The sequence below is a fragment of the Microtetraspora niveoalba genome (assembly GCF_001570405.1).
In the GTDB taxonomy this organism is placed as follows: domain Bacteria; phylum Actinomycetota; class Actinomycetes; order Streptosporangiales; family Streptosporangiaceae; genus Microtetraspora; species Microtetraspora niveoalba.
Genome location: NZ_BBYM01000009.1, coordinates 49,055 through 71,309 on the forward strand (window position 1 = coordinate 49,055; position 22,255 = coordinate 71,309).

Sequence of the window (22,255 nt, forward strand, 5' to 3'; positions counted from 1 at the left end):
TGCATGTAGCTGCGGCGGTTGCGATGACGGTCTTTTCGGCGGTGCTGAGCGGCGGCGCGGCATGACTGGTCGATGTTCGGCTTCCGCGTCTGCCATACGAGGGCATGCGGCCTCGATGGTCGCCGCAAGGAGATCTTCTACGGCGCCTACAAGGTTTTCCGGTGCGCGTCTCCGTGGAACCGCAGATCTTGGCCATGAAACGACCATCCGATAGTCACTGATGATCCGGATACTGTCCAGATGGTCATTCTTCCTGGGCGAATAGGTGGCAGGAGAAACCCTTGCATATTTCGACTCGTATGCGCAGGCCCACCTGTCCATGGCCTGCAGCTACTCGGAATCGCCAATTGAGGGCGCTTCGGCCCTCGGGCGAGGTAGGACCGAATCAGGGAAAGCGCACACGATCACTCGCGAACCCACGTGGTCAGCTTGAATTCAACGGCGGGAATTGAGTATATGCCGATACAGTTAATCTTCGTGATGGTCGCTCGGGCCACGCGTCCAGTAGAGGTGACCGCGCACAGTGATGCCCCCGGCTCGAAACCCACCTCTTCAGGGTTCGCTTGCTTGTCGATCCGAAGGGTACCCAGTGACGCCCCCGACGCCGCCGCTGCGCAATGCTCTGGACCAGCGTCCTCGCCTTTTCGTAAAAGACCGACGGATGCCCCCTGCGTAGCGATCAGCTGAGCATCCGAGCAGGTCTCGTACATCATGTCGATGGCGTCTCGCTGGCTGCTGCTGAGCGCATTTCCGTTGCCCACTCGTCGAGTGATCGGCTTTTCTCCTCCGCCGGGATTTCCGTCGAAGTCAACGGCGATGTATGGGTCACGCGAGGTGCTGTCGTGGGCTGTCCGAATGGCGAGTGGGGTATCGGAGTGCTTAATGTGATACTTGCCTGGATCTTCCGGAAGTGCCGAGTCCGCTGGTGTTGAGGAACCATGCGGAGAGCTTTCCGTGGGTGCGAGATCTGGTGTGGGCGGACTGTCCGATGGAGAGGATTGACGGCCATCGCGTGACCCTTCGTGATGGAAAGCTCGCGATCGAGAGAGAAGAAGCGATGGCCGTGAAAACCGCGGGTGACCAGGTCCGTTCGTGATCAGCTCCTGGAGTTTCCGCGTTGGTGTGTCATGATCGGATGCGATGAGCAGTGGAGGGGACTCCGATCCCGTTCTGGGTGAGGCTCGCCGGCACCACCTGAATCAGGTGAACGGTGTGCTTCGTCGCCCTGGCATGTACGGCAGAGATGAGATGGCGGAACGGCTTCTGCTGGAGGCGATGGCCGCCGTGGACGGGAACTTGACGCGGTGGTGGACGGAGTGCGATCGACTACGCGAACGCGACGCATTCGCCGCGACGGGCGTCATGGGGGCCTACAGCACCATCCTTCCCGCCGACGCCTTACGTGATGCCACGGCCTCCATCTACGCCGAGATCGCTCATCGTCTCGGCTGGCTGGAGCTGGATCGGTCGTTGTCGGCGGCGGAGTTTCAGCAGTTGAGCGCCGACATCGGTGAGTGGGTGACGCAGGACCGCACGCTGTCCGAGGTCATTGAGATGTTCGGGCCGCCGTCGCTGTGGATCGGCGGAACCAACGAGTTCTTCTCCAAGACCCTTGCCTACGTCACCGCCGATCGCGACGACGACTTGATTTGCCTTCACCTGTGGAATGCCTTCGCGAACACCCCACCCGAGGCCGGTTTGCGGGGCGTCCACCCCGAACCAGTGGTGCTCGCCGTACGTCATCGGCGAGGCCCTTTTCCTGGTGCCTTCTCGTTCACTCCCGAGGGACTGCGCCGCAGCCCCAGCGCCGACCAGCGCAGTCCGCTCAGGCCAGCCGTCTGGATCTTCCATGGTGACCAATCCCGATACGCCTCCGGCGTGTTCGACACCCTGGACGCCGGACTCGCCTGGGCAGCCGAGCATCAGGTGACCGGGATCCTGGCCGAGTATCCTCACGGCGGCGCCTACGACGTCGCAGTCAGCGAAGGTCGCTTCACCCCCTCGAAAGCGCATCACGGCACCGCCGGTCACGTCGCGAGCTTCAGCCGGGGGTTACGTCATGTCCACCTGACCGGCGGCTGTCCAGACCAATAGACGTCCGCTCATGCCGCGGACCGCGCGTCTGCCGGTTGCGAACCGGCACATTGCTCAACACAACAGGTGCTCGGCCTGCGGATGTCCAGCCTGCTGCTACGAGCGTCGCCCGGCGGGGCCGGCCGGGCGACGGGCGTGGCCGAGGTGGTGGCCTGGCTCGGGGCGATGCAAGCGCAAGACCTGGCCAGCGGTCTGTGGTCGTTCGGCGCGCGGCTGCCCGGATACACCGCCGCCGACGTCACCGCCGCGCTGGAGCGGCGTGAGGCGCTGCGCACGTGGCCGATGCGTGGCACCATCCATTTCGTCCCGTCCCGCGACGCCCGCTGGATGCTCGAATTGATGGAGGTGCTGGGCGCGGCCCTGGCCGGCGGCGGGCGGCTGAGCCGGTCGGAATGCCTGGCCGTGCTGGCCGCCAAGGGCATCGACACCAATGGTCAGCGCGGCTACCACTTGCTGTGGTACGCCAGCCAGCGGGGCCTGCTGTGCGTCGCCCCCAACATCGGCAACGAGCAGAGCTTCGTGCTGCTCGACGAGTGGGTGCCCGACCCGCGCCGGCCAGAGCGCGACGAGGCGCTGGGCACCGTCGCCCTGCGTTACTTCCGCGGCCGCGGGCCGACCACTCGGCACGACTTCGCGGGCTGGACCGGCCTGACCGCGGCCGACGCCAAACGCGGCATCGCCGTGGCCGCGACGCGCTGGCCCGGGTGGCCGTTCACGGGTGGAGGCGTACCTCGACGCCGCGCTCCTCGACACCGCCCCTCTCCCGACTGGCGACGACGAGGCGCTCGTGCTGCCGGGGTTCGACGAATACCTGCTGGGCTACAAGGACCGCTCGCTCATGATCGCCGACGAGCACAAGGCGGCCATCATCCCCGGTAACAACGGGGTCTTCCAGTCCACCGTGGTACGCGCCGGCCGTGTCGTGGCCGTCTGGAAACGCATCCTCGCGAAGAGCCGGGTACGGATCGCCGTTCAGCCGCTCGTGCCGCTCCACAGAAGCGACCGGGCGGAGGTTGAGCGGGCGTTCGAGCAGTACGCGAAGTTCGTGGAGCGCATCCCGGAGGTGCGCTGGCCGTGACCCGTCGCGTGTTTCAGCGCCGCTGACCTCGATGCCGACGGAAGAAGGGCGCGTGGTGGGCATGGGCGGTTGCTCGATGGTTGCTCGGCTGTCGTGATCTTGTTCGCGTAATGATCAATGCGTATCCGTGATTGTGATCATCTGGGCAGGCGGCAGCGATCTGGATCGATTTACCCTGTCGCTGTGGGCACCGACATCTACGGCTTCATCGAGGTTCGTCACCCGACCGCCGGTGAGGACTGGTTTGAGGGGGAGCCGTGGGCCATGGCCATGTCCCTCGACCTGCTTCATGAGGGCAGTGACTACGCGGCGTTCGGCTGTCTCTTCGGCGTCCGTGACTGGCTCGGCTGGGCGCCGATAGCGGCAGAGCGCGGCCTTCCGGCAGACGCTTCAGAGTCCGTTCGCACCGACTACGAGAATGACGCACGGTTCGATGACGTCATACATGGCTGTACGTGGGTTTCGTGGGCGGAGCTTCGCGACCTGGACATGTCGGTCCGTCCGGCCGCGCGGGGGATGCTTGAGATCCACCCAAGACCTTGGCTGATCGAGCGGTATCGCATCGATGACCAGTGGCCCGATGAGGTTGTCGAGCAGTACGGCATACCTCCGCTGGGCGCCTCGCCCGTCGAGGCGCCTGCGGGTCGCTGGGAGGCTGCCGGGGCGGTGCTCGAGTACGGCCCGGTGACACGACTGGACGTGCTGGGCCCGGGTACCGGCTGGGAACACGTCTTCGAGGTGATGCGGGCGCTGGCACAGCGGTTCGGACCTGACGGCGTGCGACTGGTCGCCTGGTTCGACTGACGGACCACCCGAGGAGGAGAAGGCTCTCCGGCGGAGAGGGAGCAAGGCTGCCGCGTCTTCGGCGGCTTGGCGGGCGAGCTCGATGCCGACCAGCGTGTTGCGGCGCGGACACCCTGTGATGGCCTGGTCGCGTGTGGGCTGCTCGTCGACGCAGAGCCAGACCGACAGCGGCAGGAGCTGCCGACCGGAGGTGGACGGTTTCGTCATTGCGTGGTGACCCGAGGCGGTCACCGATCCCCAGCTCCGTTCTTCATGTACGGCGTGCGCGCCTATCGGGTTCAGCCCGCAGCGCGCCGGCGACCTACTGGCGGGCAAGCGGTCATCGAGCGTGTCAGTCAGATCCGGACAGGGGAGGCCGCCTCCTGCGCAACCTCCCCACCGGTAGCCACGACCCCGTCGTCACCTGATCCCGGAGAGGTTCACCAGCACCTGCTTGCTCCCGCGCCGGTACCAGAACAGCCCGTCCTCCAGGTGAAGGGTGGGAAAAGGTTCGACGTTCATGCCGATCGTGTGTATCCCCAGCACGCCCGTGCGGCGCGTGGAGATGTCGTGGACCGCTATCGCCGACGTGCCGTCAGGCCGGTGCCGGCTGATCAGGGTGAAGCGCTCGGAGTAGAGTCGCGTGCCGCCGTTTCCCGGCAGCCTCTGTAGCCCTGTGCCGTCACGCCGCCAGACCTCGCCCTCGTTGATGCACCACCTGACCCCGCAGTAAGACCACCCCACTCTCCCCGGTGGAGGGACGGCGTCCACGCGCTCGCCGGTACGTACGTCGATCAGCTGCTCCATGGGGCGATGAACGCGTTCTTTCGCATCGGAGACGCTGTAGGGGCGACCGGCCCAGGGCCACGTGAGGAGTCGGTAGCCCTTCGTTTCCTTGATCAGCGTAGGCCTGCCGCCCTTCAACGGCACCCGGTAGACACCGCCGTTCGCGGGAGACCACACCGCCATCCCGTCCGCGATGGCCAGCGTGATCCCCTCGTAGGTGTTCTGAGGGCCCAGTACGCCGCGGAACGAGGCGATCCGCCGCGGGATGCCGCCCATGACCGGCACTGTCCAGATCTCTGTCATCCCATCGCGGAAAGCCGACCAGGCCACGGCCCCGTCGCCGAAGACGAGCGGGTCGTTCCCCACGCTCCAGTCCTTGAGCGGCGCGATCCTGGCGAAGGTCCGCTTGTCGAGGTCGTACGACCAGATCCCGTCGAGGCGGTTCCTGGTGAGGCCGCGGCCCACGACGACCCGATCGTTGACGAACACGTCGGGTGTGAACGTGCGCCCGCCCGGCGCTTTGACAGGGATCTCGTGTACGGCGTCGGGCCATACGTCTTCGATCGGCGGCAAGTCGGCGCCGGGCCCGGACGGCGTGGGCCGCACGGCGGGCGCGGGGGAGGAGGCCCCGCGCACCCCCACGGCGGTCCCCGCCACGACGGTCACGATCGCGGCCGCCACCAGCGCCGGTACCCCCCACCTGCTCCGGAGCGGATGCCACGGCTGTGGCGCGGGAAGCGCACGAGGCCGCCCGTCGTCGCGCACGGTCTCGGCCTTGGCGGCCATCGCGTCTTTGAGCCGGTCTTCGATGCTGCTCATGTCCTGCCTCCCAGTTCCCGCTCGAGCCGGGCCAGTGCTCGGGCGACCGTGGACCGTACAGTGCTCTGCCTGACGCGCGTCATCTGCGCGATGTCGGCATCGGACAGGTCGACGTAGTACCGCAGCACCAGGACCTCGCGCTGCCGCCTGGGCAGCCGGCCGAGCGCGGCCAGGACCTCCTGCCGCGACTCTCCGAGCAGCGTCGCCGTCTCCGCCGAATCGACGGGCCGGTCGTCGGCCGGCCCGAGTTTCAGAGATCCCCGGGCCATCACCCCGCGCCTGCGCAGTACCGAGCGCGCGGCATTGAGTACGCAGGTTCGGATGTACGGCAAGGTGAGCACGTCCGGCGGTCTGCCGTGCAATCTGGCGAAGACGTCCTGCACGACGTCCTCGGCGCTCTCCCGGTCGCCGACGAGCAGCACGGCCAGGCGTACCAGCGCGAGCCGGTGCTCGCGGTAGAGGCCCGCGAGTGTCGGCTCGGCTCCGGGAGGCACGGACACGCGCGGGAGAGTTTCACTGTCCATGCCCTAGCAACGGTTTGCGCTGCCGATCCGCTGCATCACACGGCTTCGGCGTCGGCCGGTTCTTCGACCGGAACCACCGCCTGCTGCGGTGATCGGCGTCGGTGAGCGGACCGTTCCGCTGTGGTCGTCGGCGCGGGGTGAGTCAGGCAGCCGCGGATGCGGCGGATCAGCCGTTTTCGTCCCAGTGTGCGGCCGGGCTCTTGACCATGCTGAGCCGGCTCCAATAGCGTCTCTCCCCGCGATACGTTGTCTCTCTCAAAGAGACTGTCTGAGGGATGTGAAGGCCCGTGAAGAGGGTGCAGGTTGCCGCGGCGACGTTGGTGTCCGCAGTCGCGCTCGTCAGCTGCTCGACGCCCACCGATGCCCCTCAGGGTGATCAGGGGAAGAGCGGCGGATCGGCCGTCGAACAAGCCGACACCTTCCCCCAGATCCAGCCGAACCCTGAGGTCGAAGCCCTGCTTCCCGCGGGGATGAAGCAGTCGAAGAAGATCACGATTGTTCTCTCCGCGGGCGCTCCGCCGACGTCGTTCATCTCTCCCGACGGGAAGACGAGCCTCGGACTGAACGCCGACATCGGGCGCGCGCTCGCCAGGACGATGGGGGTCGAGCCCACGCTCGTGTCCATCCCGCTCGACGGCATCATCCCCGGACTGCAGTCGAAGAAGTACGACATGGCCCTGGCCTCCATGTCGCCGAGCCCGGAGCGGCTCCAGGTCCTCGACATGGTCGCCTTCACCAAGGGCGGCTCCGCGATCGCCGTGCCCAGCGGAAATCCGAAGGGCCTCAGCTCGAAGACGCTCTGCGGCCTCCAGGTGGGCGTCGGCGTCGGATCCTTCCAGGCCACGACCCGGCTGCCGAAGCTCAGCGAGGAGGAGTGCACGAGCCAGGGCAAGCCGGCCATCAAGGCCGTGGAACTACCCGACCAGAGCCAGGTGCTGCTGGCCCTGTCGAGCGGCCGCATCGACGCGGTCATGGCCGACGGCCCGGTCCTGGGCTACGCGCAGAAGGCGCAGGAGACCAAGTTCGAGGTGCTGCAGGACGAGTCCAAGCTCACCTCGACCGGCGGCATGGCCGTCGTCAAGGGCTCCGAACTGACGCCGGCGGTCGTCAAGGCGATGGAGGTCCTCCACGGGCTCCCCGAGTACCGGAAGATCTATGAGAAGTGGGGGATGGACGGCTATGTCCTCCCGGCCGACGAGCTCGGCCAGCTCAAGGGCTAGGTGATCGAACCCATGAGCGCCACCGTAGGGCCCGGTCCGAGGCCCCGTCGCAACCCCAAGGGAAGCCCATGGCGGTACGTCGTCGTCGCCGTGATGCTCTTCCTGGTGCTCGCGCTGGCCGACGTGGTTCTGACCAACCCGAACTTCGGCTGGCCGGTCGTCGGGCAGTACCTCTTCAGCGCCGTCATCCTCGAAGGGCTCCTGCTGACGCTGGAGCTGACCGCGGTCGTGATGGTCGTCGGATGTGTGCTGGGCGTGATCCTGGCGGTCATGCGGACGTCCACGAACACGTTCGTCGCGCGGGGCGCGTGGGCCTACATCTGGTTCTTCCGCGGCACGCCCCTGCTGATCCAGGTCATTTTCTGGTTCAACATCGCGGCCCTCTTCCCGCGGATCACGCTGGGCGTGCCGTTCGGCCCGACACTGCCGGGCATCGACGCCAACGCCCTCGTCACGCCGTGGACCGCCGCGGTGCTCGCGCTGTCGCTGAACGAGGCCGCGTACATGGCCGAGATCGTGCGCGGCGGCCTGCTCGGAGTCGACCGGGGCCAGTACGAAGCGGCTCAGGCGCTCGGCATGCGGCCGATCAAGGTCTTCGGGATCATCCTGCCGCAGGCCGTGCGCACCATCATCCCGCCCACCGCCAACCAGTTGGTGACCACGTTCAAGAACACCGCGCTGGTCAGCGTCATCGGCCTGGCGGATCTCCTCCACAGTGCCCAGGTCGTCTACGCGCTGAACTACCAGACGATCCCGCTCCTCATCGTCGCGGCCTTCTGGTATCTCCTCCTCACCTCGCTCCTCAGCTACTTCCAGTCGCTGCTGGAACGCAGGTACTCGAAGGGCTATGTGCCGAGGTCGCGCCCACAGTCCGCGACCGGGACGAGCGACGCCGTCGCGCTCAAGGAGGCCTAGTGGAGACTCCCATGATCGTCCTGAGGGGGATCCGGAAGCGGTTCGACTCCGTGCACGTCCTCAAGGGAGTCGACTATTCCGTGTCCAGGGGATCGGTCAGCTGCCTGATCGGCCCCTCCGGCTCGGGCAAGTCCACCCTGCTCCGCTGCATCAACGGGTTGCAGCCGGCGGACGAGGGCGAGGTCTGGGTCGACGGCGAGCTGATCGGCCTGCGGATCGACGGGGACCACGTGGTCCCGCTGCCGGAGAAGGAGATCGCCGACCAGCGACGCCAGATCGGCATGGTCTTCCAACGCTTCAACCTCTTCCCGCACATGACCGCGCTGGAGAACGTCATGTCCGGGCCGCTCCGCGTCAACCGCGCGGACAAGGAGCGGACCCGGGACCTGGCCATGGGACTGCTGGACCGGGTGGGCCTCGCCGCGCGCGCCGATCACTACCCCAACGAGCTGTCGGGCGGGCAGCAGCAACGCGTCGCCATCGCCCGGGCGCTGGCGATGAAGCCCAAGGTCATGCTCTTCGACGAGCCGACGTCCGCGCTGGACCCCGAGCTCGTGAACGAGGTGCTCTCGGTCATGCGCGACCTCGCCGCCGAGGGGATGACGATGATCGTCGTCACCCATGAGATGGGCTTCGCCCGTGACGTCGCCGATCACGTGTGCTTCATGGACGACGGCGTCATCGTCGAGGAAGGCCACCCCGACACCGTGCTCACCGATCCGCGTACGGCACGGGCACGAGAATTTCTGAAGCGAGGCTGACACAACAGTGGACAACCGCATCGACGTCGAGCGGGCACGTGACGAGACCCCGGGATGCCGGGATCTCGTCCATCTGAACAACGCCGGCTGCTCCCTGCCTCCCAGGGGCGTCGTCGACACGATGACGGACTACCTGCGGGACGAGGCGTCGCTGGGCGGATACGAGGTCCAGAGGGACCGAGCCGAGCAGATCGAGGCGACCTACACCTCGCTCGCCTCCCTGATCGGCGCGAGGCCGTCGGAGATCGCGCTGGCCGACAACGCGACGCGCGCCTGGGACATGGTGTTCTACGGCATGCGGTTCACGCCCGGGGACCGGATTCTCACCTGCCAGTCGGAGTACGGGAGCAACGCGATCGCCTACCTGCAGCAGGCGAGGCGCTTCGGCGTCGAGACCACGGCCATCGGCAACGATCTCAGCGGGCAGATCGACCTCGACCGGCTGGAGAAGGAACTGGGCGACGACCGCGTCAAGCTCGTGTCGATGACGCACATCCCGACACAGGGCGGCCTGATCAACCCGGCGGCGGCGGTCGGCGCGCTGGCCGAGTCCGCCGGGGTGCCGTTCCTGCTCGACGCCTGCCAGTCCGTCGGGCAACTGAACCTCGATGTCCGCGAACTCAGGTGCGACGTGCTGACCGGAACGGGCCGCAAGTACCTGCGGGGGCCGCGCGGAACCGGCTTCCTGTACGTACGGGAGGACGCCATGGACACGTTCGAGCCGGCGGTACTGGACAACGGCTCCGCGGTGTGGACGTCACCCACGGCGTACGAGATGAACCCCGACGCCCGGCGTTACGAGACGTGGGAGAAGAACTACGCGGCGGTCGTCGGCCTGGGAGCGGCCGTAGACTACGCCCTGGCTCTGGGGATGGACGCGATCGAGACCCGCGTCCTCGCGCTGGGCGACCTGCTGCGGCGGACGCTCGCCGACGTCGAGGGGGTCCGGGTTCACGACCTCGGCCAGAGCCGGTGCGGGATCGTGTCGTTCACCGTCGACCGCGTCGCGTCCGATGACGTGAGGTGCGCTCTCGCCGACAACGGGGTCAACGTCAGCGTCTCCAAATCCACGTCGTCGCAGTGGGACCTGCCGTCACGGGGTCTGACCAGTGTCGTCCGGGCATCGGTGCACTACTACAACACCGAGTCGGAGATCGAACACGTCGGCTCGCTCGTCGACGGCCTCCGGTGATCCAGTCCGGGAGCCCGCGGCGGTGATCGAGAATGGACGCGATGATCCTCGGAGCTGACTCGCGGTTGGAGGAAGACGTGGTGGAGGGACCTGTCAAGCCCGCGTCATTGCAGGGCGTGGACCGGGTGCTGACCGTGCTTGAGGCCTTCGTGGGACAGGCCGAGTGGCGTGTCTCCGATCTGGCCAAGCACCTGGGCATGCACAAGGCGGTGACGCACCGGATCGTCCGGTCCCTCGAGGCGCGGCAGTTCCTGGAGCAGGCAGAAGCCCGCGGTTCGTACTCCCTCGGCCCCGCCGCGGTGGCGCTCGGCCGGGCCGCCGGGCGGCGGGCGCCCCGGACGGCCGCACGCCGGCACCTGATCCGGCTGGCCGAGCAGACGGGGGAGGTCGTGCTGTTCTACACGCTCCGGGGCCACCGCTACGTCTGCGTCGAGCGGCTGGACATCAACGCGGAGACCGCGGTCACCGTGGAGATCGGCGACACCATCGGCCTGAACGCCGGAGCGGGGAAGACCCTGCTGGCGTTCCAGGACGAGCGTTTCATCCAGGAGGTTCTCGCCGCGCCGCAACCGCGTTACACCGACCGGACGCCGACCGACCCGGCGGTCATCCGCGACATGCTCGACCGGATCAGGGCCGAAGGGGTCTGGGTCAGTGACGGGGAGATCACGCCGCACACCGTCGGCGTGTCGGCCCCGGTCTGGGACACCGAGGGATCGGTGCGGTACTGCGTCTGCGTGACGGTGCTGGAGCGGGCGGTGGACGATCGGCGGCTGGCAAGTCTGTCCGCCGCCGTCCAGGACACGGCGACGGCCGTGTCACAGAGCTTGGGATACCGCGAAGGCGGAATCGAAGGGGATCAGAGAACCACATGAGGATCGTGTTCAGGGCGGCCACCGTGATCACGGACGTGCTCGCCGACGAAGCCGTCGACGACGCGACCGTCCTCGTCGAAGACGACAGGATCGCCTGGGTCGGGCCGACCGCCGACGCGCCGGCCGACGAGGCGGCCGCGGTCGTGGACCTCGGTCGACGCGTCCTGTTCCCCGGACTGATGGACGCGCACGTGCACCTGGCGTTCGACGCGGGGAACGACCCGGTGGCGAGCATGCTCGCCAGGGACGAGCAGGCGCGGCTCGACGGGATGCGGCTGTCAGCGCGGCAGTTGGTGGAGAGCGGAGTCACCTTCGCCAGGGACCTCGGCGCGCCGCACGGGCTCTCCGCGCGGATCCGTGACGAGATCCGGCGCGGGACGACACCCGGCCCCCGCCTGATGGTCGCCGGCCGGCCGCTGACCCGGCCGAACGGGCACTGCTGGTTCATGGGCAACGAGATCGACGGGCCCGAGCGTGCCCGGGCCGCCGTACAGGAGGAGGTCGAGGCCGGGGCGGATCTCGTCAAGGTCATGGTCACCGGCGGCCGCATGACCCCTGGCACGGACCCGCTGCGCTTCGAGGTGTCCGAGGCGGCCCTGGCGGCGATCGTCGACGAGGCGCATCGCCTCGGCGTCACCGTCGCCGCGCACGCCCTGTCCACGGTGGGCGTCCGGGCGGCCGCCGCCGCGGGGGTCGACTCGATCGAGCACGCGACATTCATCTCCCCCGAGGGCGGGGACGGCTACGACGCGGCCGTCGTCCGCGACCTGGTGAGCGCCGGGGCCGGGGTCTGTCCGACGCTGGGGCTCGCCGGAGCGCACGCCCATCCCATCTCCCTCGACATCAGGGGCGGCTGGGTGGCCCAGCTCCATGCCGCGGGGGTGCCGATCCTCGCCGGGACCGACTCGGGCATCCCCCGCCACCCGCACGTGGGCGGGGTCGTCGACGGCCTGCGCGGCCTCGTCGCCTCTGGCCTGTCCGTACGGCAGGCGCTGGCGGCGGCCACGGAGGCCGGGATGCGCGCCGCCGGGCTGGAGAAGGCGGGCGCGGTCAAGCCGGGATACCTGGCCGACCTGATCGCGGTCGACGCCGACCCGCGGTCCGGCGTCGACGCGCTGCTGGATCCCCCGTTCGTCGTCGTGGGCGGTCGTGTCGTCAAGGACGTCGCTGGCTGCGCCGCCGCCGGGTAAGTGCCGCCCGGTCACGACTCCGGGCGGCGGGCGCCCGGTGAGGGGAGCCGGGCGGGCGCGGGAAGCCGACGGCCGGCACGCGTGAGCGGTGGTCGCAGCCGGGCACCTGTTCAGGGAGATGACGAGGTGCCCGGCGGAGCGGAGGGGGCGTGGGGCCCGCTCGGCAGCGCGGCGCCGGAGGGAAGCAGCGACTCGCAGGCCCTCACCGCGGCCCCGTACTTGGCGGACAGGGCGTCGACGCGCTCGCCCCTGATGTCGAGGTTGATCAGGCCGTCCTCCGAGACCGCGACGTCGGGGAAGTCGGGCAGGTCGTGCGCGCGCATGCAGGAGCTGAACGCCTTGCCGCCGTCACCGGACGCGGCGGACGGCGCGGCGGCCCTGAGGACGCCGATGCCCACGCCGAGGACGACGACGGCGAGGATCACGTTCCTGGTTTTCGAGCCGGTCATGGTCTTTCTCCGTTTCCGTCGATTTCTGTCGCCGTCACCAGGGAAGCCGAGGAGCGGTTACAGGACCGGAACGCCGGCGGTTACCCCGCTGTAACCGCCGGCGGGCCATCCTGAGGGATCATGCGGGTGCTGATCGTCGAAGATCACGAGGAGCTCGCCCTGACGGTGGCGGCGGGGCTTCGCCGAGAAGGTATGGCCGTCGACGTGGCGCTGGACGGCCGCTCGGCGCTGGACCGTACGTCGGTCAACGACTACGACGTCGTCGTCCTCGACCGGGATCTGCCCGGCCTGCACGGTGACGAGGTGTGCGGGACGCTGGTCGAGGCCGGCTATCCGGCGCGCGTGCTGATGCTCACGGCCGCGGGGTCGATCGACGACAAGGTCACCGGGCTGGGCGTCGGGGCGGACGACTATCTCGCCAAGCCGTTCGCCTTCGCGGAGCTGGTCGCCCGGATCCGCGCGCTGGCCCGGCGGTCGCGCCAGGTCCTGCCGCCGGTGCTCGTGCACGGCGATCTGCGCCTGGATCCGGCGACGCGGATCGCCACCCGGGACGGGCGGCGGCTGCCGCTGAGTCCCAAGGAGTTCGCCGTGCTGGAGCTGCTGCTGTCCGCCCGGGGCACTGTGGTCTCCGCCGAGCAGCTCCTGGAGCGGGGATGGGACGAGTTCGCCGATCCGTTCAGCCAGACCGTGAAGGTGACGATCAGCCGGTTGCGCCGCAAGCTCGGCGACCCCCCGCTGATCGAGACGGTCGCGCGGGCCGGGTACCGGATATGAGGTGGACGGTACGGCTGCGCCTGACCCTGCTCTACAGCGGCCTGTTCCTGGCGGCGGCGGTTCTGCTGGCCGCCCTCATCTACTTTCTCGTCGAGTATTCGCCCTTCCCGGGACGGCCGATCGCGCCCGTCGCACCCGGTGACGGCGGCCCGCCGGTCGGGACGCCCCGGATCGAGGGGCAGCAGGCGGAGACGCTGCGACGGCTGCTGGTCAACTCCGTGATCGCGCTGGTGGTCATGGCGTTCGCGTCGGCCTTCTTGGGCTGGCTCATGGCGGGGCGGGTGCTGCGTCCCCTCGGCGACATGACGGCGACGGTACGGCGCATCACCGCCGACCGGCTCGACCGGCGGCTGGCCGCGTCCGGGCCGGACGACGAGCTCAAGGAGCTGGCCGACACGTTCGACGAGCTGCTTGATCGGCTGGAGGCCGCGTTCTCGGCGCAGCGGCGGTTCGTCGCGAACGCCTCCCACGAGTTGCGCACTCCGCTGACGCTGCAGCAGGCCATGATCGAGGTCGCACTGGCCGACCCGGAGATCGACGCCGAGTCACTGCGGGCCGTACTGGAACGGCTGCTGGTCGCGGGACAGCAGCAGGAACGGCTCATCGAGGCGCTGCTCACCCTCGCCCGCAGCCAGCAGGGGACGCATCGCCGGGAGCCTTTCGACCTGGCCGCGATCACGCAGCAGGCCGTCGGGCAACGCGGAGATCCGGGCCTGCGGGTCGAGTCCGAGCTCCGTCCGGCTCCCGGGGTCGGCGACCGCGATCTGGTCGAGCGCCTGGTCGGGAACCTGCTGGACAACGCCGTACGCCACAACGTGCGCGGCGGCTGGATCATGGTGGCGACCGGTGTGACGGCCGGGCGCCCGGCGTTGCGTGTCTCCAACAGCGGCCCGGTGATCCCTCCCGACCAGGTCGGCACCCTCCTGAAGCCCTTCCAGCGTTTGGAAGGCGGCAGGAGGGCCACCGGTGAGGGAGTGGGGTTGGGGCTGTCGATCGTCGCCGCGATCGTCGAGGCCCACCACGGCACGCTCGAGGCCCGCGCGCTCGCGGAAGGCGGGCTGGAGGTGACCGTCGTGCTCGGCGTGGCGGGGAGCGGCCCCCGAACCGGATGATCCCGCCCCCGGCTCGCTCCCGCCCCCGGCTCGCCGGGGGCGGGAAGGTGGTGCCGAGCGGGCCGTGCGGGCTCATGACGCCGACGCGCGGTGCCGGCCCCCGCGGGCATCACGAACGCCGACCGGCCCTGCCGCTCCGCCGGTTCAGTACAACTAGGCCGACTCGGTGGGCAGGCCGGCGTCGACCCAGTCCTCGATGCCTTCCCGGTACTTGCGGACGTTCGTGTAGCCGAGCGCGGTGAGCCGGTCGGCGACCTGACCGCTGTTCGGGCAGGCCGGATTGGAGCAGTACGTGACGATCGCGGCGTCGCGGTCCGGCAGCAGCTCCGCTGCCCGGGCGTCCGTCTCGGCGGGGGTCAGGGCGAGGGCCCCGGGCAGGTGCTGCTTGGCGTGGTACTCGCCGCCCAGCGCGTCGACGACGATCACCGTGCCGGTGTCGATCGCGGCCCGGAGTTCGTCGCGGGTGATGAGCGCGGTCATGGCACTCCTTCCAGGAAATGGACTATAGTCCGGTTATGCCTGCCGACAATAGCGGACCACAGTCCGGTTCTGCAATCCCGCTGGAGCTGCTCCGTACCCAGCCGCCCAAAGAGCGTGCCGACGCCGCGCGCAACCGGGTCGCCGTGCTGGAGGCGGCCGCGCGGCTGTTCGCCGAGCACGGCGTGGCCGCGGTCTCCATGGACCAGATCGCCGCGGCCGCCGGGGTCGGCAAGGGCACGCTGTTCCGGCGCTTCGGCGACAAGTCGGGGCTGGCCGTCGCACTGCTCGACGCACGGGAACGGGTGCTGCAGGAGGCGATCCTGCACGGACCGCCACCGCTGGGCCCCGGGGCGTCGCCCGCCGAGCGGCTCACCGCGTTCGTCGACGCCTACCTCGACTACCTGCTGAAACACCTGGACCTGGTGCGGGTGTCGGAGACGGCGGCGCCCGGCGCCCGGTATCGGATCGGGGCCTACCGCTTCTGGCACCGGCATGTGGCGATGTTGCTGGACGGCGTACCCGACCCGGACCACGCCGCGCACGCCCTGCTCGCCGCGCTGGCGGCCGAGCACGTGAGCGCCCTGCTGCCCGAACTCGGCGAACCGCGTGTCCGGGCCGGGCTGCGCCGCCTCGCCGAGAGGTGCCGGGCCTGAATGAGCCGGCCGGCCGGAGGGGCGGTGACGGCTGGAAGAAAGTTCTAGAGCTTGGTGTGCTTCCGGGTGTCGAGAATGTGGTGCCGGCTCCGTCCCAGGGGCACGAGCGGCCACGACGGGCCGCGCGAGGAAGAAGGAGAACCACCATGAAGTACCTGCTGCTGAAGCACTACCGAGGCGGCCCGGCTCCCGCTGTCGACTGGGTGCCGATGGACCGGTGGACGCCGGAGGAGGTCGACGCGCACGTGCAGTACATGCGCGACTTCGCGGCCCGCCTGGAAGAGACGGGTGAGTTCGTCGACGGACAGGCACTGGCCCCCGAGGGCGCGTTCGTGCGGTACGACGGCGAGGGGCGTCCGCCGGTGACCGATGGTCCGTTCGCCGAGACCAAGGACCTCATCGCCGGCTGGATGATCATCGACGTGGAGTCCTGGGATCGCGCGGTCCAGCTGGCCGGGGAGCTGTCCGCCGCTCCCGGGGCCGGCGGCGAGCCGATCCACGAGTGGCTGGAGGTCCGACCGTTCCTCACCGAGTCGCCCACGGTGACCGAGTGAACGAGTCGTTGCTGCGGGAGCTCGTGCCCGCGGTGATCGGTGTCCTCGTCCGGCGCGGAGCAGATTTCGCGTCGGCCGAGGACGCCGTGCAGGAGGCCCTGATCCGGGCGCTGGAAACCTGGCCGGACGATCCACCGCGCGACTCGAAGGCATGGCTCGTCGCGGTCGCGTGGCACAGGTTCCTCGACGCCGCGCGTGCCGAGGCGTCCCGGCGGGGGCGGGAACTCGCGGTGGAGGTCGAGCCTCCCGCGGGTCCGGCGCCCGCCACGGACGACACGCTGCGGCTCTACTTCCTGTGCGCGCACCCCACCCTGCCGCAGGGCTCGGCCGTCGCCCTGACGCTGCGCGCGGTCGGTGGCCTGACCACGCGGCAGATCGCGGCGGCGTACCTCGTCCCCGAGGCGACCATGGCGCAGCGGATCAGCCGGGCCAAGCGGCGGATCGCGGGGCTGCCACTCGACCAGCCCGGCGATCTCGGGACGGTGCTACGGGTTCTCTACCTGATCTTCAACGAGGGGTACGGCGGGAACGTCGACCTGGCGGCCGAGGCGATCCGCCTCGCCCGCCAGCTCGTCGCCCTGACCGACGAGCCCGAGGTCGCGGGGCTGCTCGCGCTCATGCTGCTGCACCATGCGCGCCGCGCGTCCCGCACCGGCCCGGGAGGTCGCCTGGTGCCGCTCGCCGAGCAGGACCGATCGTGCTGGGACACCGGTCTGATCGGCGAGGGGGTGACGATTCTCCAGGCCGCGCTGGCCCGCGACCGGCTGGGCGAATACCAGGCGCAGGCCGCGATCGCCGCCCTGCACGCGGACGCCCGGTGCGCCTCCGAGACGGACTGGGTGCAGATCGTGGAGTGGTACGACGAACTGCTGCTCCTCACCGGCAGTCCGGTGGTCCGACTCAACCGCGCGGTGGCGGTCGGGGAGGCCGACGGACCGCGGGCCGGTCTGGCGGCGCTGGCCGAGGTGAACCCCGATCTGCCCCGTTACACCGCGGTGACGGCATACCTGCACGAACGCGCCGGCGACCTCGAGCACGCCGCCGAGCTGTACGCCGAGGCCTCCCGCGCCGCAGCCAGCGTGCCGGAGCGCGACCACCTCACTCGAGAGGCCGCCCGGGTACGGCAACTGCTGCGCCCGTGAGTCCGGCCGTCACCGGCTCACCGTCCCTGCCTTGCGGCTCACCGTGGCTCCGGGGGTTGCGCGCCGACACGAGATCTGCGCGCGACCCTGCCGTGGAAAGCGCCCGGTTCGATGTCGGCCGCCGGCCGAGGAGGGGTCTCCCCGAGGAGGACATCCTGATTCCGGAGAATCACCCCAGAGGGGGACATGGGATCAAGGGGCGCTTTGACGACGGGGAAGGGGGACGACTTCTACCGTTCGACCCATGGTTTTCAATTCGAACGCACTCCGTCGTGCGGCAGCCGGGGTCAGCCTCGTCCTCGCCGCCCTCACCTTCCCCGCCGCGGCACAGGCGGCGACGGCGCCGACCTCCGCCTCCACGGCCACCAGCACGTACGGGCCGGTCGTGTACGGCGTCTACATGACCCAGACCTCGTGTACGAGTGCGGCTGCCACCTACAAGGCTCTCGGGAAGTCCACTAACTGCGTTTGGACGTCGAGCATCAAGCGCTGGGTCCTTTACGTCTGGTAGACCCAATCGAAGGAGAAGTGACCGGCGTGCGGCGCGGCCCCGAAGCTGGGCCCGTTTCGGGGGCCCGCGCCGCACCCGGGTCGAAGCGCCCGGCACCGCTGCTGTAAGTGCTGAGATTCCAGCCACCGGCAGCCTCATACAGGTGGGCGGCCAATGCCGCCCCACGCTGGTCGGTCGGCACCTCCGTACAGTCGGTCCGGTCCGGGGCAAGTCGATGTCCTCGTAGCAGACCGCCGACAGCCGGGCGCGTCTCCTCGGTCACCGGGGGACGCGGGCGTCCGCGCTGCCGGCGGTTGCGCACGCGAACGCGTCGAGACCTCACCGCCTGCCGGGCGGTCCCGAGCCCAGTCCGGCGTCGCGGGCCCGTGCCACGGCGGCGGCGCGGTCGCCGACACCGAGCTTGCCGTACACCGTGCTGACGTAGTTGCGGACCGTCTTGTCGGAGACGTAGAGCCGGGAGGCGATGGCGGCGTTGGACAGTCCCCGCGCCATCAGGTCGAGGATCTCCACTTCGCGCTCGGTGAGCTCGGGCAGGGCGGGATTGGCGACGGCCCGCCGGGTCTCGGCGCCCACCAGTCCGGCGAGTGCCCTGGCGGCGTTCGGGCCGAAGTAGGCGCCGCCGCCCCGGCAGGCCTCCAGCGCCCGCAGGATCTCGTCCCGGCCCGCCTCCTTCAGGAGGTAGCCGCGGGCGCCGGCTCGTACGGCCGCGGCCAGCGACTCGTCGGACTCCAGCATCGTCAGGACCACGACGGCGGTGCCCGGGAGCTCTTTCAGCAACCGAGCCGTCGCCTCGACGCCGTTCATGACGGGCATGTGCAGGTCCATCAGGACGACGTCAGGAGCGAGCCGGAGGGCCGACTCCACCGCGGCCGCCCCGTCACCCGCCTCGCCCACGACCGTGATGTCCGGCAGGCGGGAAAGCGCCGCGGCCAGCCCTTCCCGGTACATGGGATGGTCGTCCACGATCAGCACGCGCATCTCACACCTCGACTCTCGGCAGCCGCACGCGGATCTCGGTGCCGCCGCCGGCCGGGGCCAGGATCTCGCATTCCCCGTCGAGCTGGGCGGCGGCCTCGGACATCGACTCCAGCCCCACGCCGACGCGCCACGCGGGGGAGGAGCCGGTCAGGCCCACGCCGTCGTCCCGTACGGAGAAGCGCAGTGCGTCCGGTGCCAGTTCCACCTCGATGTCGCAGCCGCTGGCGCGCGCGTGCCGGGCGGTGTTGGCCAGCGCCTCGCTCACGATGCGCAGAGCCGCGGCTTCGGTGGCGGCCGGCAGCGGAGGGATGCCCTGTTCGGGCAGGCGCAACCGGATCGCCAGCCCAGGCCGGTCGAACGCCGCCGCCTGCGCGCGCAGCGCCTCGGCCAAGCCCAGGTCGTCCAGGGTGGACGGACCGAGGCCGTCTATGATCCGGCGGACGTCGCCGACGGCCCCCGCCAGCCACTCGGCGCACCGGCCCGCGAGCGCGCCGGCCGCGGCCGGGTCGGTCGTGGTCATGTCGCGGAGTGCCCACAGTTGCAGGTTCACCGCGGACAGGCTCGGCCCGAGATGATCGTGTAGATCCCTGCGCAGCCGGCGGCGTTCCTCGGCGCGCGCGGCGACCAGCGCCCGCCTCGACCGGTCCAGGTCCGCGGCCAGCCGGGCGGCGTGCGCGGTCGCACCCGCCTGCCGGGCCAGAACCCGCAGCAGCCGGGCCTCGGCGGGACGGAAGTCCCCGGAGCGCGGCCGGGTCAGCACAAGCTCTCCCACCGCCTCCCCGGCGTGCACCAACGGCACACGCACCGGGTCCACACCGAGATCGTCTCCATGGCGGGACTCGGGCCCGTCCAGCACCAGGACCCACACGGCCGGGACGCGGAGGAACCTGGCGACCTCCCCGGCCAGCCGATCGAGCGCCTCGCCAGGTGCCGCCGCCGTCTCCAGGGCCGCGCCCAGGCGCCCCAGCGCCTCGTACGGATCCGCCGCGTCGCCGTACAGCAGGCGCCGCACCCCCGTCTGCAGGAACCGGTGCACGGGAGCCACGCTGATGGCCACCACCGCCGCGGCGACGAGGGGAGCCCCCACGCCGCGGCCGAGGAGATCGCCGAGCAGCGCGACCACAACCGTGTAACAGAGTGCGATCTCGGCTGACATGAGCGCCCAGACCAGTCCTCGGCGCAGCACGGTCTCCATGTCCCAGAGCCGGTAACGCTGGACCGCCAGCAGAACGGAGACCGGCAACGGCACGGCCGAGGCCGCCAGCAGCACGCCCGACCGGTTCGCCTCGACCGTCTGAGCGGCCGCCAGCAGGATCAGCGCGACCGCCATCCCGGCGGTCACCCAGGCCAACTGGCCCCGCTCGTCGCCGTCGGCTCGGCGCAGGCGGACTCCCAGGGACACCAGCCCGCCCAGTGCCGCGATCGCGATCACGGCCAGGCAGACCGGGAGCAGCGCCTCGGCGCCCGCCACTCCCAACGGATTGACGAGCCCGCTGTCGGCCAGCGCCCGGTCGTCGCTGAGCTCCCACGGCAGCAGCGCCCACGCGGCCGATCCGGCCACCACGGCCGCACACCCGGCGTACATGAGGGGGCGGAAGAGCCGCGCCGGCCGCCGGCCCGACGGCAGCCAGTACGGAAGGACGGCCGCCACGATCGTGTAGGCCGGCAGCCAGGTCCACACCGACAACCAGAGCGCGACCAGGTGGCCGGGCCAGTCCCGCCGGGCCGCGGTGGCGGCGTATTCGGCGGCGAGGACGCTCAGCGCGGCGCTCGCGCTCACCGTGAGGAAGAGCCAGCCCAGAATCATCCGGCCGCGCCGGATGAGGAACGCGCCGGGTGCGCCGTACACCAGGGCGGTGACCGAGATCCACAGCCAGTAGTCGTCGGCGAACTCCGCCGACGACAGCAGGCGCAGCCCGAATCCGGCCAGGGTCGCCGCGGCGGCGGCTCCCGCGGCCGAATCCCCGATCAGTACGAGACGCGAACGCATGGGAGAAATTGTGGGGAGGGGATGTCCCGTTTGCACGGGACAAATCGTCCTCATTTGCGAAGGGGGCAGCAGGCTCAGGCGGCCCGGGACACGATCCCGCCAGGGTTTCGGTGTGCGGCACCAAGGCCGCGATCTACCGAGGAGTCAGCCGATGAGCAGGTCCCCCGTCCCCCGTAAGCCCTATCCGCTCGCCGCGGCGGTCCTCGCCGGTCCGCTCGCCGGCGTGGTCTGGCATCTGGCCGACACCGTCGGTCTCCCCCGATCCGAGGCGGCGGACTACCTCGCCCAGGTGGCCGCCGACAGGCAGGGCTACGCTCTGGGCACCGTCCTTTACATGATCTTCGTCGGCTGTTACATCCCCAGCGGCCTGGCCCTGATGCGGGTACTGCGAGACCGGGCACCACTGGCCGGGACGACCTCCGGCCTGCTGTTCGCCCTGGCCGGTGTGCTCGGTCTGATCGTGTCGGGCATGCGACCGGTCGTACTCGGCCTGGCGCCGGAAGGCGGAGCGGTCGGCGAGGCGGCCGCGGCGTACGAGCGGTACCAGGAGTCCGCGTGGTTCGGCGGCATCATGCTGCCCATGCTGGCCTCGGTCGTCGTCGGCCTGGTCGTACAGATCGCCGCGATCCTGCGCACCGGCGTCCTCCCACGCTGGACGGCGCCGCTCCTGCTGGCCGGGTTCGTCCTGTCCAGCGGGGAGTTCTCCTCCGCTGTCACGGTGCTGGGCGCGCTGGTGCAGCTGGCGGGCACCGTGCCGCTGGCCGCCAAGCTCCTCGCCGAGCCCGAGCCCGAGCCCGAGCCCGAGCCCGAGTCCGAGTCCGAGTCCGAGTCCGAGTCCGAGTCCGAGTCCGAGTCCGAGTCCGAGTCCGAGTCCGAGTCCGAGGCCGGGTCGGTGGCTCTCGCCTGATGGGGCGGCGACGGGAGCACGTCTCCGCGGCGACGCGGGCGGTGGCGGGGCGGTGCGGGTCAGGCACGTGGCGGACGCCGTCAACCTGCGCTGGTGGGGAAACGTGGGGCCGGGCAAGAACTGCCGCCCCATGAAGGACGATCCCGGCAGGTGCGACCCGCACATCAACCCGCGGACCGGCTCGACGCCGCTGAGCCGGGCACAGGCGGTGGGCTACGGCCGGCGCTGCACCTCGTACGCCGTCGCCGAGAACACGTACGCCGGGTGGGGGCGCTCCCATGTCACGCCGCGGGCGGCCGTCACCTGGTGGATGAACAGCGAGCCGCACCGCGACGCCATCCTCAACCCGGCTTTCACCGAGATGTACGCCAAGGCGGCGTGGGGGAGCGCGGATCCGGCCGCCGGGACCGTCACCCCGGCCGTGACGTACGTGCAGATGTTCGGGCGCTGCGGCTGACGCCGTCGTCG

The 22,255-nt window shown here is 70.2% G+C and carries 23 protein-coding genes and 1 pseudogene; 18 read left to right on the top strand and 6 right to left on the bottom strand.

What is annotated here, in order from left to right; genetic code table 11:
- The first annotated feature begins 1,140 nt into the window (after positions 1-1,140).
- From AWQ70_RS09290 to AWQ70_RS09300, 4 genes and pseudogenes are all read left to right on the top strand, one after another.
- Positions 1,141-2,094, top strand: coding sequence for a DUF7710 domain-containing protein (locus tag AWQ70_RS09290; RefSeq protein ID WP_157529969.1), 954 nt, complete (start codon positions 1,141-1,143; stop codon positions 2,092-2,094).
- Positions 2,095-2,259: 165 nt separating this feature from the next.
- Positions 2,260-2,718: pseudogene (locus AWQ70_RS41955) on the top strand (DNA glycosylase AlkZ-like family protein); the annotation flags it as partial.
- A 94-nt stretch (positions 2,719-2,812) separates the two neighbouring features.
- On the top strand, positions 2,813-3,172 hold the full coding sequence (locus AWQ70_RS41960) for a DNA glycosylase AlkZ-like family protein (RefSeq protein ID WP_281196870.1): 360 nt from the start codon (positions 2,813-2,815) through the stop codon (positions 3,170-3,172).
- Between the two features lie 183 nt (positions 3,173-3,355).
- The gene (locus AWQ70_RS09300; protein WP_067172947.1) at positions 3,356-3,976 is read left to right on the top strand and encodes a hypothetical protein; all 621 of its coding nucleotides are present in this window, start codon (positions 3,356-3,358) and stop codon (positions 3,974-3,976) included.
- A gap of 399 nt (positions 3,977-4,375) precedes the next feature.
- Here the strand turns inward: AWQ70_RS09300 and AWQ70_RS09305 are convergent, their stop codons facing one another.
- Together AWQ70_RS09305 and AWQ70_RS09310 are read right to left on the bottom strand one after the other, a co-directional pair.
- Positions 4,376-5,560, bottom strand: a complete 1,185-nt coding sequence (locus tag AWQ70_RS09305) for a hypothetical protein (protein ID WP_067172949.1) — start codon at positions 5,558-5,560, stop codon at positions 4,376-4,378.
- The gene (locus AWQ70_RS09310; protein WP_245646865.1) at positions 5,557-6,060 is read right to left on the bottom strand and encodes an RNA polymerase sigma factor; all 504 of its coding nucleotides are present in this window, start codon (positions 6,058-6,060) and stop codon (positions 5,557-5,559) included. Before AWQ70_RS09310 ends, AWQ70_RS09305 begins: the two co-directional genes overlap by 4 nt.
- A gap of 311 nt (positions 6,061-6,371) precedes the next feature.
- Between AWQ70_RS09310 and AWQ70_RS09320 the strand changes: the two genes are divergently transcribed.
- From AWQ70_RS09320 to AWQ70_RS09345, 6 genes are read left to right on the top strand one after another with little or no spacing between them, the layout of a single operon-like run.
- The gene (locus AWQ70_RS09320) at positions 6,372-7,304 is read left to right on the top strand and encodes an ABC transporter substrate-binding protein (protein WP_157529970.1); all 933 of its coding nucleotides are present in this window, start codon (positions 6,372-6,374) and stop codon (positions 7,302-7,304) included.
- A 12-nt stretch (positions 7,305-7,316) separates the two neighbouring features.
- Positions 7,317-8,219 carry an amino acid ABC transporter permease gene (locus AWQ70_RS09325; protein WP_157529971.1) on the top strand — a complete coding sequence of 301 codons (903 nt, stop codon included), beginning with the start codon at positions 7,317-7,319 and terminating at the stop codon, positions 8,217-8,219.
- A gap of 11 nt (positions 8,220-8,230) precedes the next feature.
- Complete coding sequence (locus AWQ70_RS09330) at positions 8,231-8,980, top strand: amino acid ABC transporter ATP-binding protein (protein ID WP_067173361.1); 750 nt, start codon at positions 8,231-8,233, stop codon at positions 8,978-8,980.
- Between the two features lie 7 nt (positions 8,981-8,987).
- Positions 8,988-10,172, top strand: coding sequence for an aminotransferase class V-fold PLP-dependent enzyme (locus tag AWQ70_RS09335; protein ID WP_067172963.1), 1,185 nt, complete (start codon positions 8,988-8,990; stop codon positions 10,170-10,172).
- Between the two features lie 41 nt (positions 10,173-10,213).
- On the top strand, positions 10,214-11,047 hold the full coding sequence (locus tag AWQ70_RS09340) for an IclR family transcriptional regulator (protein ID WP_169808639.1): 834 nt from the start codon (positions 10,214-10,216) through the stop codon (positions 11,045-11,047).
- Positions 11,044-12,237, top strand: coding sequence for an amidohydrolase family protein (locus tag AWQ70_RS09345; protein WP_067172969.1), 1,194 nt, complete (start codon positions 11,044-11,046; stop codon positions 12,235-12,237). The genes AWQ70_RS09340 and AWQ70_RS09345 overlap by 4 nt, the downstream gene beginning before the upstream one ends.
- A gap of 110 nt (positions 12,238-12,347) precedes the next feature.
- On the opposite strand, the gene AWQ70_RS09350 is transcribed toward AWQ70_RS09345, so the two are convergent.
- Positions 12,348-12,686 carry a hypothetical protein gene (locus tag AWQ70_RS09350; RefSeq protein WP_067172972.1) on the bottom strand — a complete coding sequence of 113 codons (339 nt, stop codon included), beginning with the start codon at positions 12,684-12,686 and terminating at the stop codon, positions 12,348-12,350.
- A 120-nt stretch (positions 12,687-12,806) separates the two neighbouring features.
- Between AWQ70_RS09350 and AWQ70_RS09355 the strand changes: the two genes are divergently transcribed.
- The gene (locus tag AWQ70_RS09355; RefSeq protein ID WP_067172974.1) at positions 12,807-13,460 is read left to right on the top strand and encodes a response regulator transcription factor; all 654 of its coding nucleotides are present in this window, start codon (positions 12,807-12,809) and stop codon (positions 13,458-13,460) included.
- Positions 13,457-14,572 (top strand): sensor histidine kinase, encoded by a 1,116-nt coding sequence (locus AWQ70_RS09360; protein ID WP_067172976.1) that lies wholly within the window; start codon positions 13,457-13,459, stop codon positions 14,570-14,572. The genes AWQ70_RS09355 and AWQ70_RS09360 overlap by 4 nt, the downstream gene beginning before the upstream one ends.
- A gap of 153 nt (positions 14,573-14,725) precedes the next feature.
- Here the strand turns inward: AWQ70_RS09360 and AWQ70_RS09365 are convergent, their stop codons facing one another.
- Entirely contained in the window at positions 14,726-15,052 is a 327-nt protein-coding gene (locus AWQ70_RS09365) for a rhodanese-like domain-containing protein (RefSeq protein ID WP_067172979.1), read from the bottom strand.
- 35 nt (positions 15,053-15,087) lie between these two features.
- Here AWQ70_RS09365 and AWQ70_RS09370 point away from each other — a divergent pair, with 35 nt between their 5' ends.
- The 4 genes from AWQ70_RS09370 (at position 15,088) to AWQ70_RS09385 (ending at position 17,912) form a co-directional block, all read left to right on the top strand.
- Positions 15,088-15,705 carry a TetR/AcrR family transcriptional regulator gene (locus AWQ70_RS09370; protein ID WP_174552372.1) on the top strand — a complete coding sequence of 206 codons (618 nt, stop codon included), beginning with the start codon at positions 15,088-15,090 and terminating at the stop codon, positions 15,703-15,705.
- Positions 15,706-15,851: 146 nt separating this feature from the next.
- Positions 15,852-16,259, top strand: coding sequence for a YciI family protein (locus AWQ70_RS09375; protein ID WP_067172981.1), 408 nt, complete (start codon positions 15,852-15,854; stop codon positions 16,257-16,259).
- Positions 16,256-17,401 (top strand): RNA polymerase sigma factor, encoded by a 1,146-nt coding sequence (locus AWQ70_RS09380; protein ID WP_067172983.1) that lies wholly within the window; start codon positions 16,256-16,258, stop codon positions 17,399-17,401. Before AWQ70_RS09375 ends, AWQ70_RS09380 begins: the two co-directional genes overlap by 4 nt.
- Before the next feature lie 244 nt (positions 17,402-17,645).
- Positions 17,646-17,912 carry a hypothetical protein gene (locus AWQ70_RS09385; protein ID WP_067172986.1) on the top strand — a complete coding sequence of 89 codons (267 nt, stop codon included), beginning with the start codon at positions 17,646-17,648 and terminating at the stop codon, positions 17,910-17,912.
- Between the two features lie 318 nt (positions 17,913-18,230).
- Here AWQ70_RS09385 and AWQ70_RS09390 read toward each other — a convergent pair whose 3' ends face one another.
- On the bottom strand, positions 18,231-18,890 hold the full coding sequence (locus tag AWQ70_RS09390; RefSeq protein WP_067172989.1) for a response regulator transcription factor: 660 nt from the start codon (positions 18,888-18,890) through the stop codon (positions 18,231-18,233).
- Between the two features lies 1 nt (position 18,891).
- A complete protein-coding gene (locus AWQ70_RS09395; RefSeq protein ID WP_067172992.1) occupies positions 18,892-20,880 on the bottom strand; it encodes a sensor histidine kinase in 1,989 nt (662 codons plus the stop codon).
- Positions 20,881-21,031: 151 nt separating this feature from the next.
- On the opposite strand from AWQ70_RS09395, the gene AWQ70_RS09400 reads away from it, so the two are divergent.
- Together AWQ70_RS09400 and AWQ70_RS09405 are read left to right on the top strand one after the other, a co-directional pair.
- Entirely contained in the window at positions 21,032-21,787 is a 756-nt protein-coding gene (locus tag AWQ70_RS09400; RefSeq protein ID WP_067172995.1) for a DUF4386 family protein, read from the top strand.
- Positions 21,788-21,839: 52 nt separating this feature from the next.
- Positions 21,840-22,244 (top strand): CAP domain-containing protein, encoded by a 405-nt coding sequence (locus AWQ70_RS09405; RefSeq protein WP_067172998.1) that lies wholly within the window; start codon positions 21,840-21,842, stop codon positions 22,242-22,244.
- Positions 22,245-22,255 lie beyond the last annotated feature (11 nt).

Coding starts and splice junctions, on each gene's coding strand:
- AWQ70_RS09290 (WP_157529969.1), top strand. CDS start 1,141: ATGAGCAGTGGAGGGGACTCCGATCCCGTTCTGGGTGAGGCTCGCCGG.
- AWQ70_RS09305 (WP_067172949.1), bottom strand. CDS start 5,560: ATGAGCAGCATCGAAGACCGGCTCAAAGACGCGATGGCCGCCAAGGCC.
- AWQ70_RS09325 (WP_157529971.1), top strand. CDS start 7,317: ATGAGCGCCACCGTAGGGCCCGGTCCGAGGCCCCGTCGCAACCCCAAG.
- AWQ70_RS09330 (WP_067173361.1), top strand. CDS start 8,231: ATGATCGTCCTGAGGGGGATCCGGAAGCGGTTCGACTCCGTGCACGTC.
- AWQ70_RS09340 (WP_169808639.1), top strand. CDS start 10,214: ATGATCCTCGGAGCTGACTCGCGGTTGGAGGAAGACGTGGTGGAGGGA.
- AWQ70_RS09345 (WP_067172969.1), top strand. CDS start 11,044: ATGAGGATCGTGTTCAGGGCGGCCACCGTGATCACGGACGTGCTCGCC.
- AWQ70_RS09350 (WP_067172972.1), bottom strand. CDS start 12,686: ATGACCGGCTCGAAAACCAGGAACGTGATCCTCGCCGTCGTCGTCCTC.
- AWQ70_RS09355 (WP_067172974.1), top strand. CDS start 12,807: ATGCGGGTGCTGATCGTCGAAGATCACGAGGAGCTCGCCCTGACGGTG.
- AWQ70_RS09360 (WP_067172976.1), top strand. CDS start 13,457: ATGAGGTGGACGGTACGGCTGCGCCTGACCCTGCTCTACAGCGGCCTG.
- AWQ70_RS09365 (WP_067172979.1), bottom strand. CDS start 15,052: ATGACCGCGCTCATCACCCGCGACGAACTCCGGGCCGCGATCGACACC.
- AWQ70_RS09370 (WP_174552372.1), top strand. CDS start 15,088: ATGCCTGCCGACAATAGCGGACCACAGTCCGGTTCTGCAATCCCGCTG.
- AWQ70_RS09375 (WP_067172981.1), top strand. CDS start 15,852: ATGAAGTACCTGCTGCTGAAGCACTACCGAGGCGGCCCGGCTCCCGCT.
- AWQ70_RS09385 (WP_067172986.1), top strand. CDS start 17,646: ATGGTTTTCAATTCGAACGCACTCCGTCGTGCGGCAGCCGGGGTCAGC.
- AWQ70_RS09390 (WP_067172989.1), bottom strand. CDS start 18,890: ATGCGCGTGCTGATCGTGGACGACCATCCCATGTACCGGGAAGGGCTG.
- AWQ70_RS09395 (WP_067172992.1), bottom strand. CDS start 20,880: ATGCGTTCGCGTCTCGTACTGATCGGGGATTCGGCCGCGGGAGCCGCC.
- AWQ70_RS09400 (WP_067172995.1), top strand. CDS start 21,032: ATGAGCAGGTCCCCCGTCCCCCGTAAGCCCTATCCGCTCGCCGCGGCG.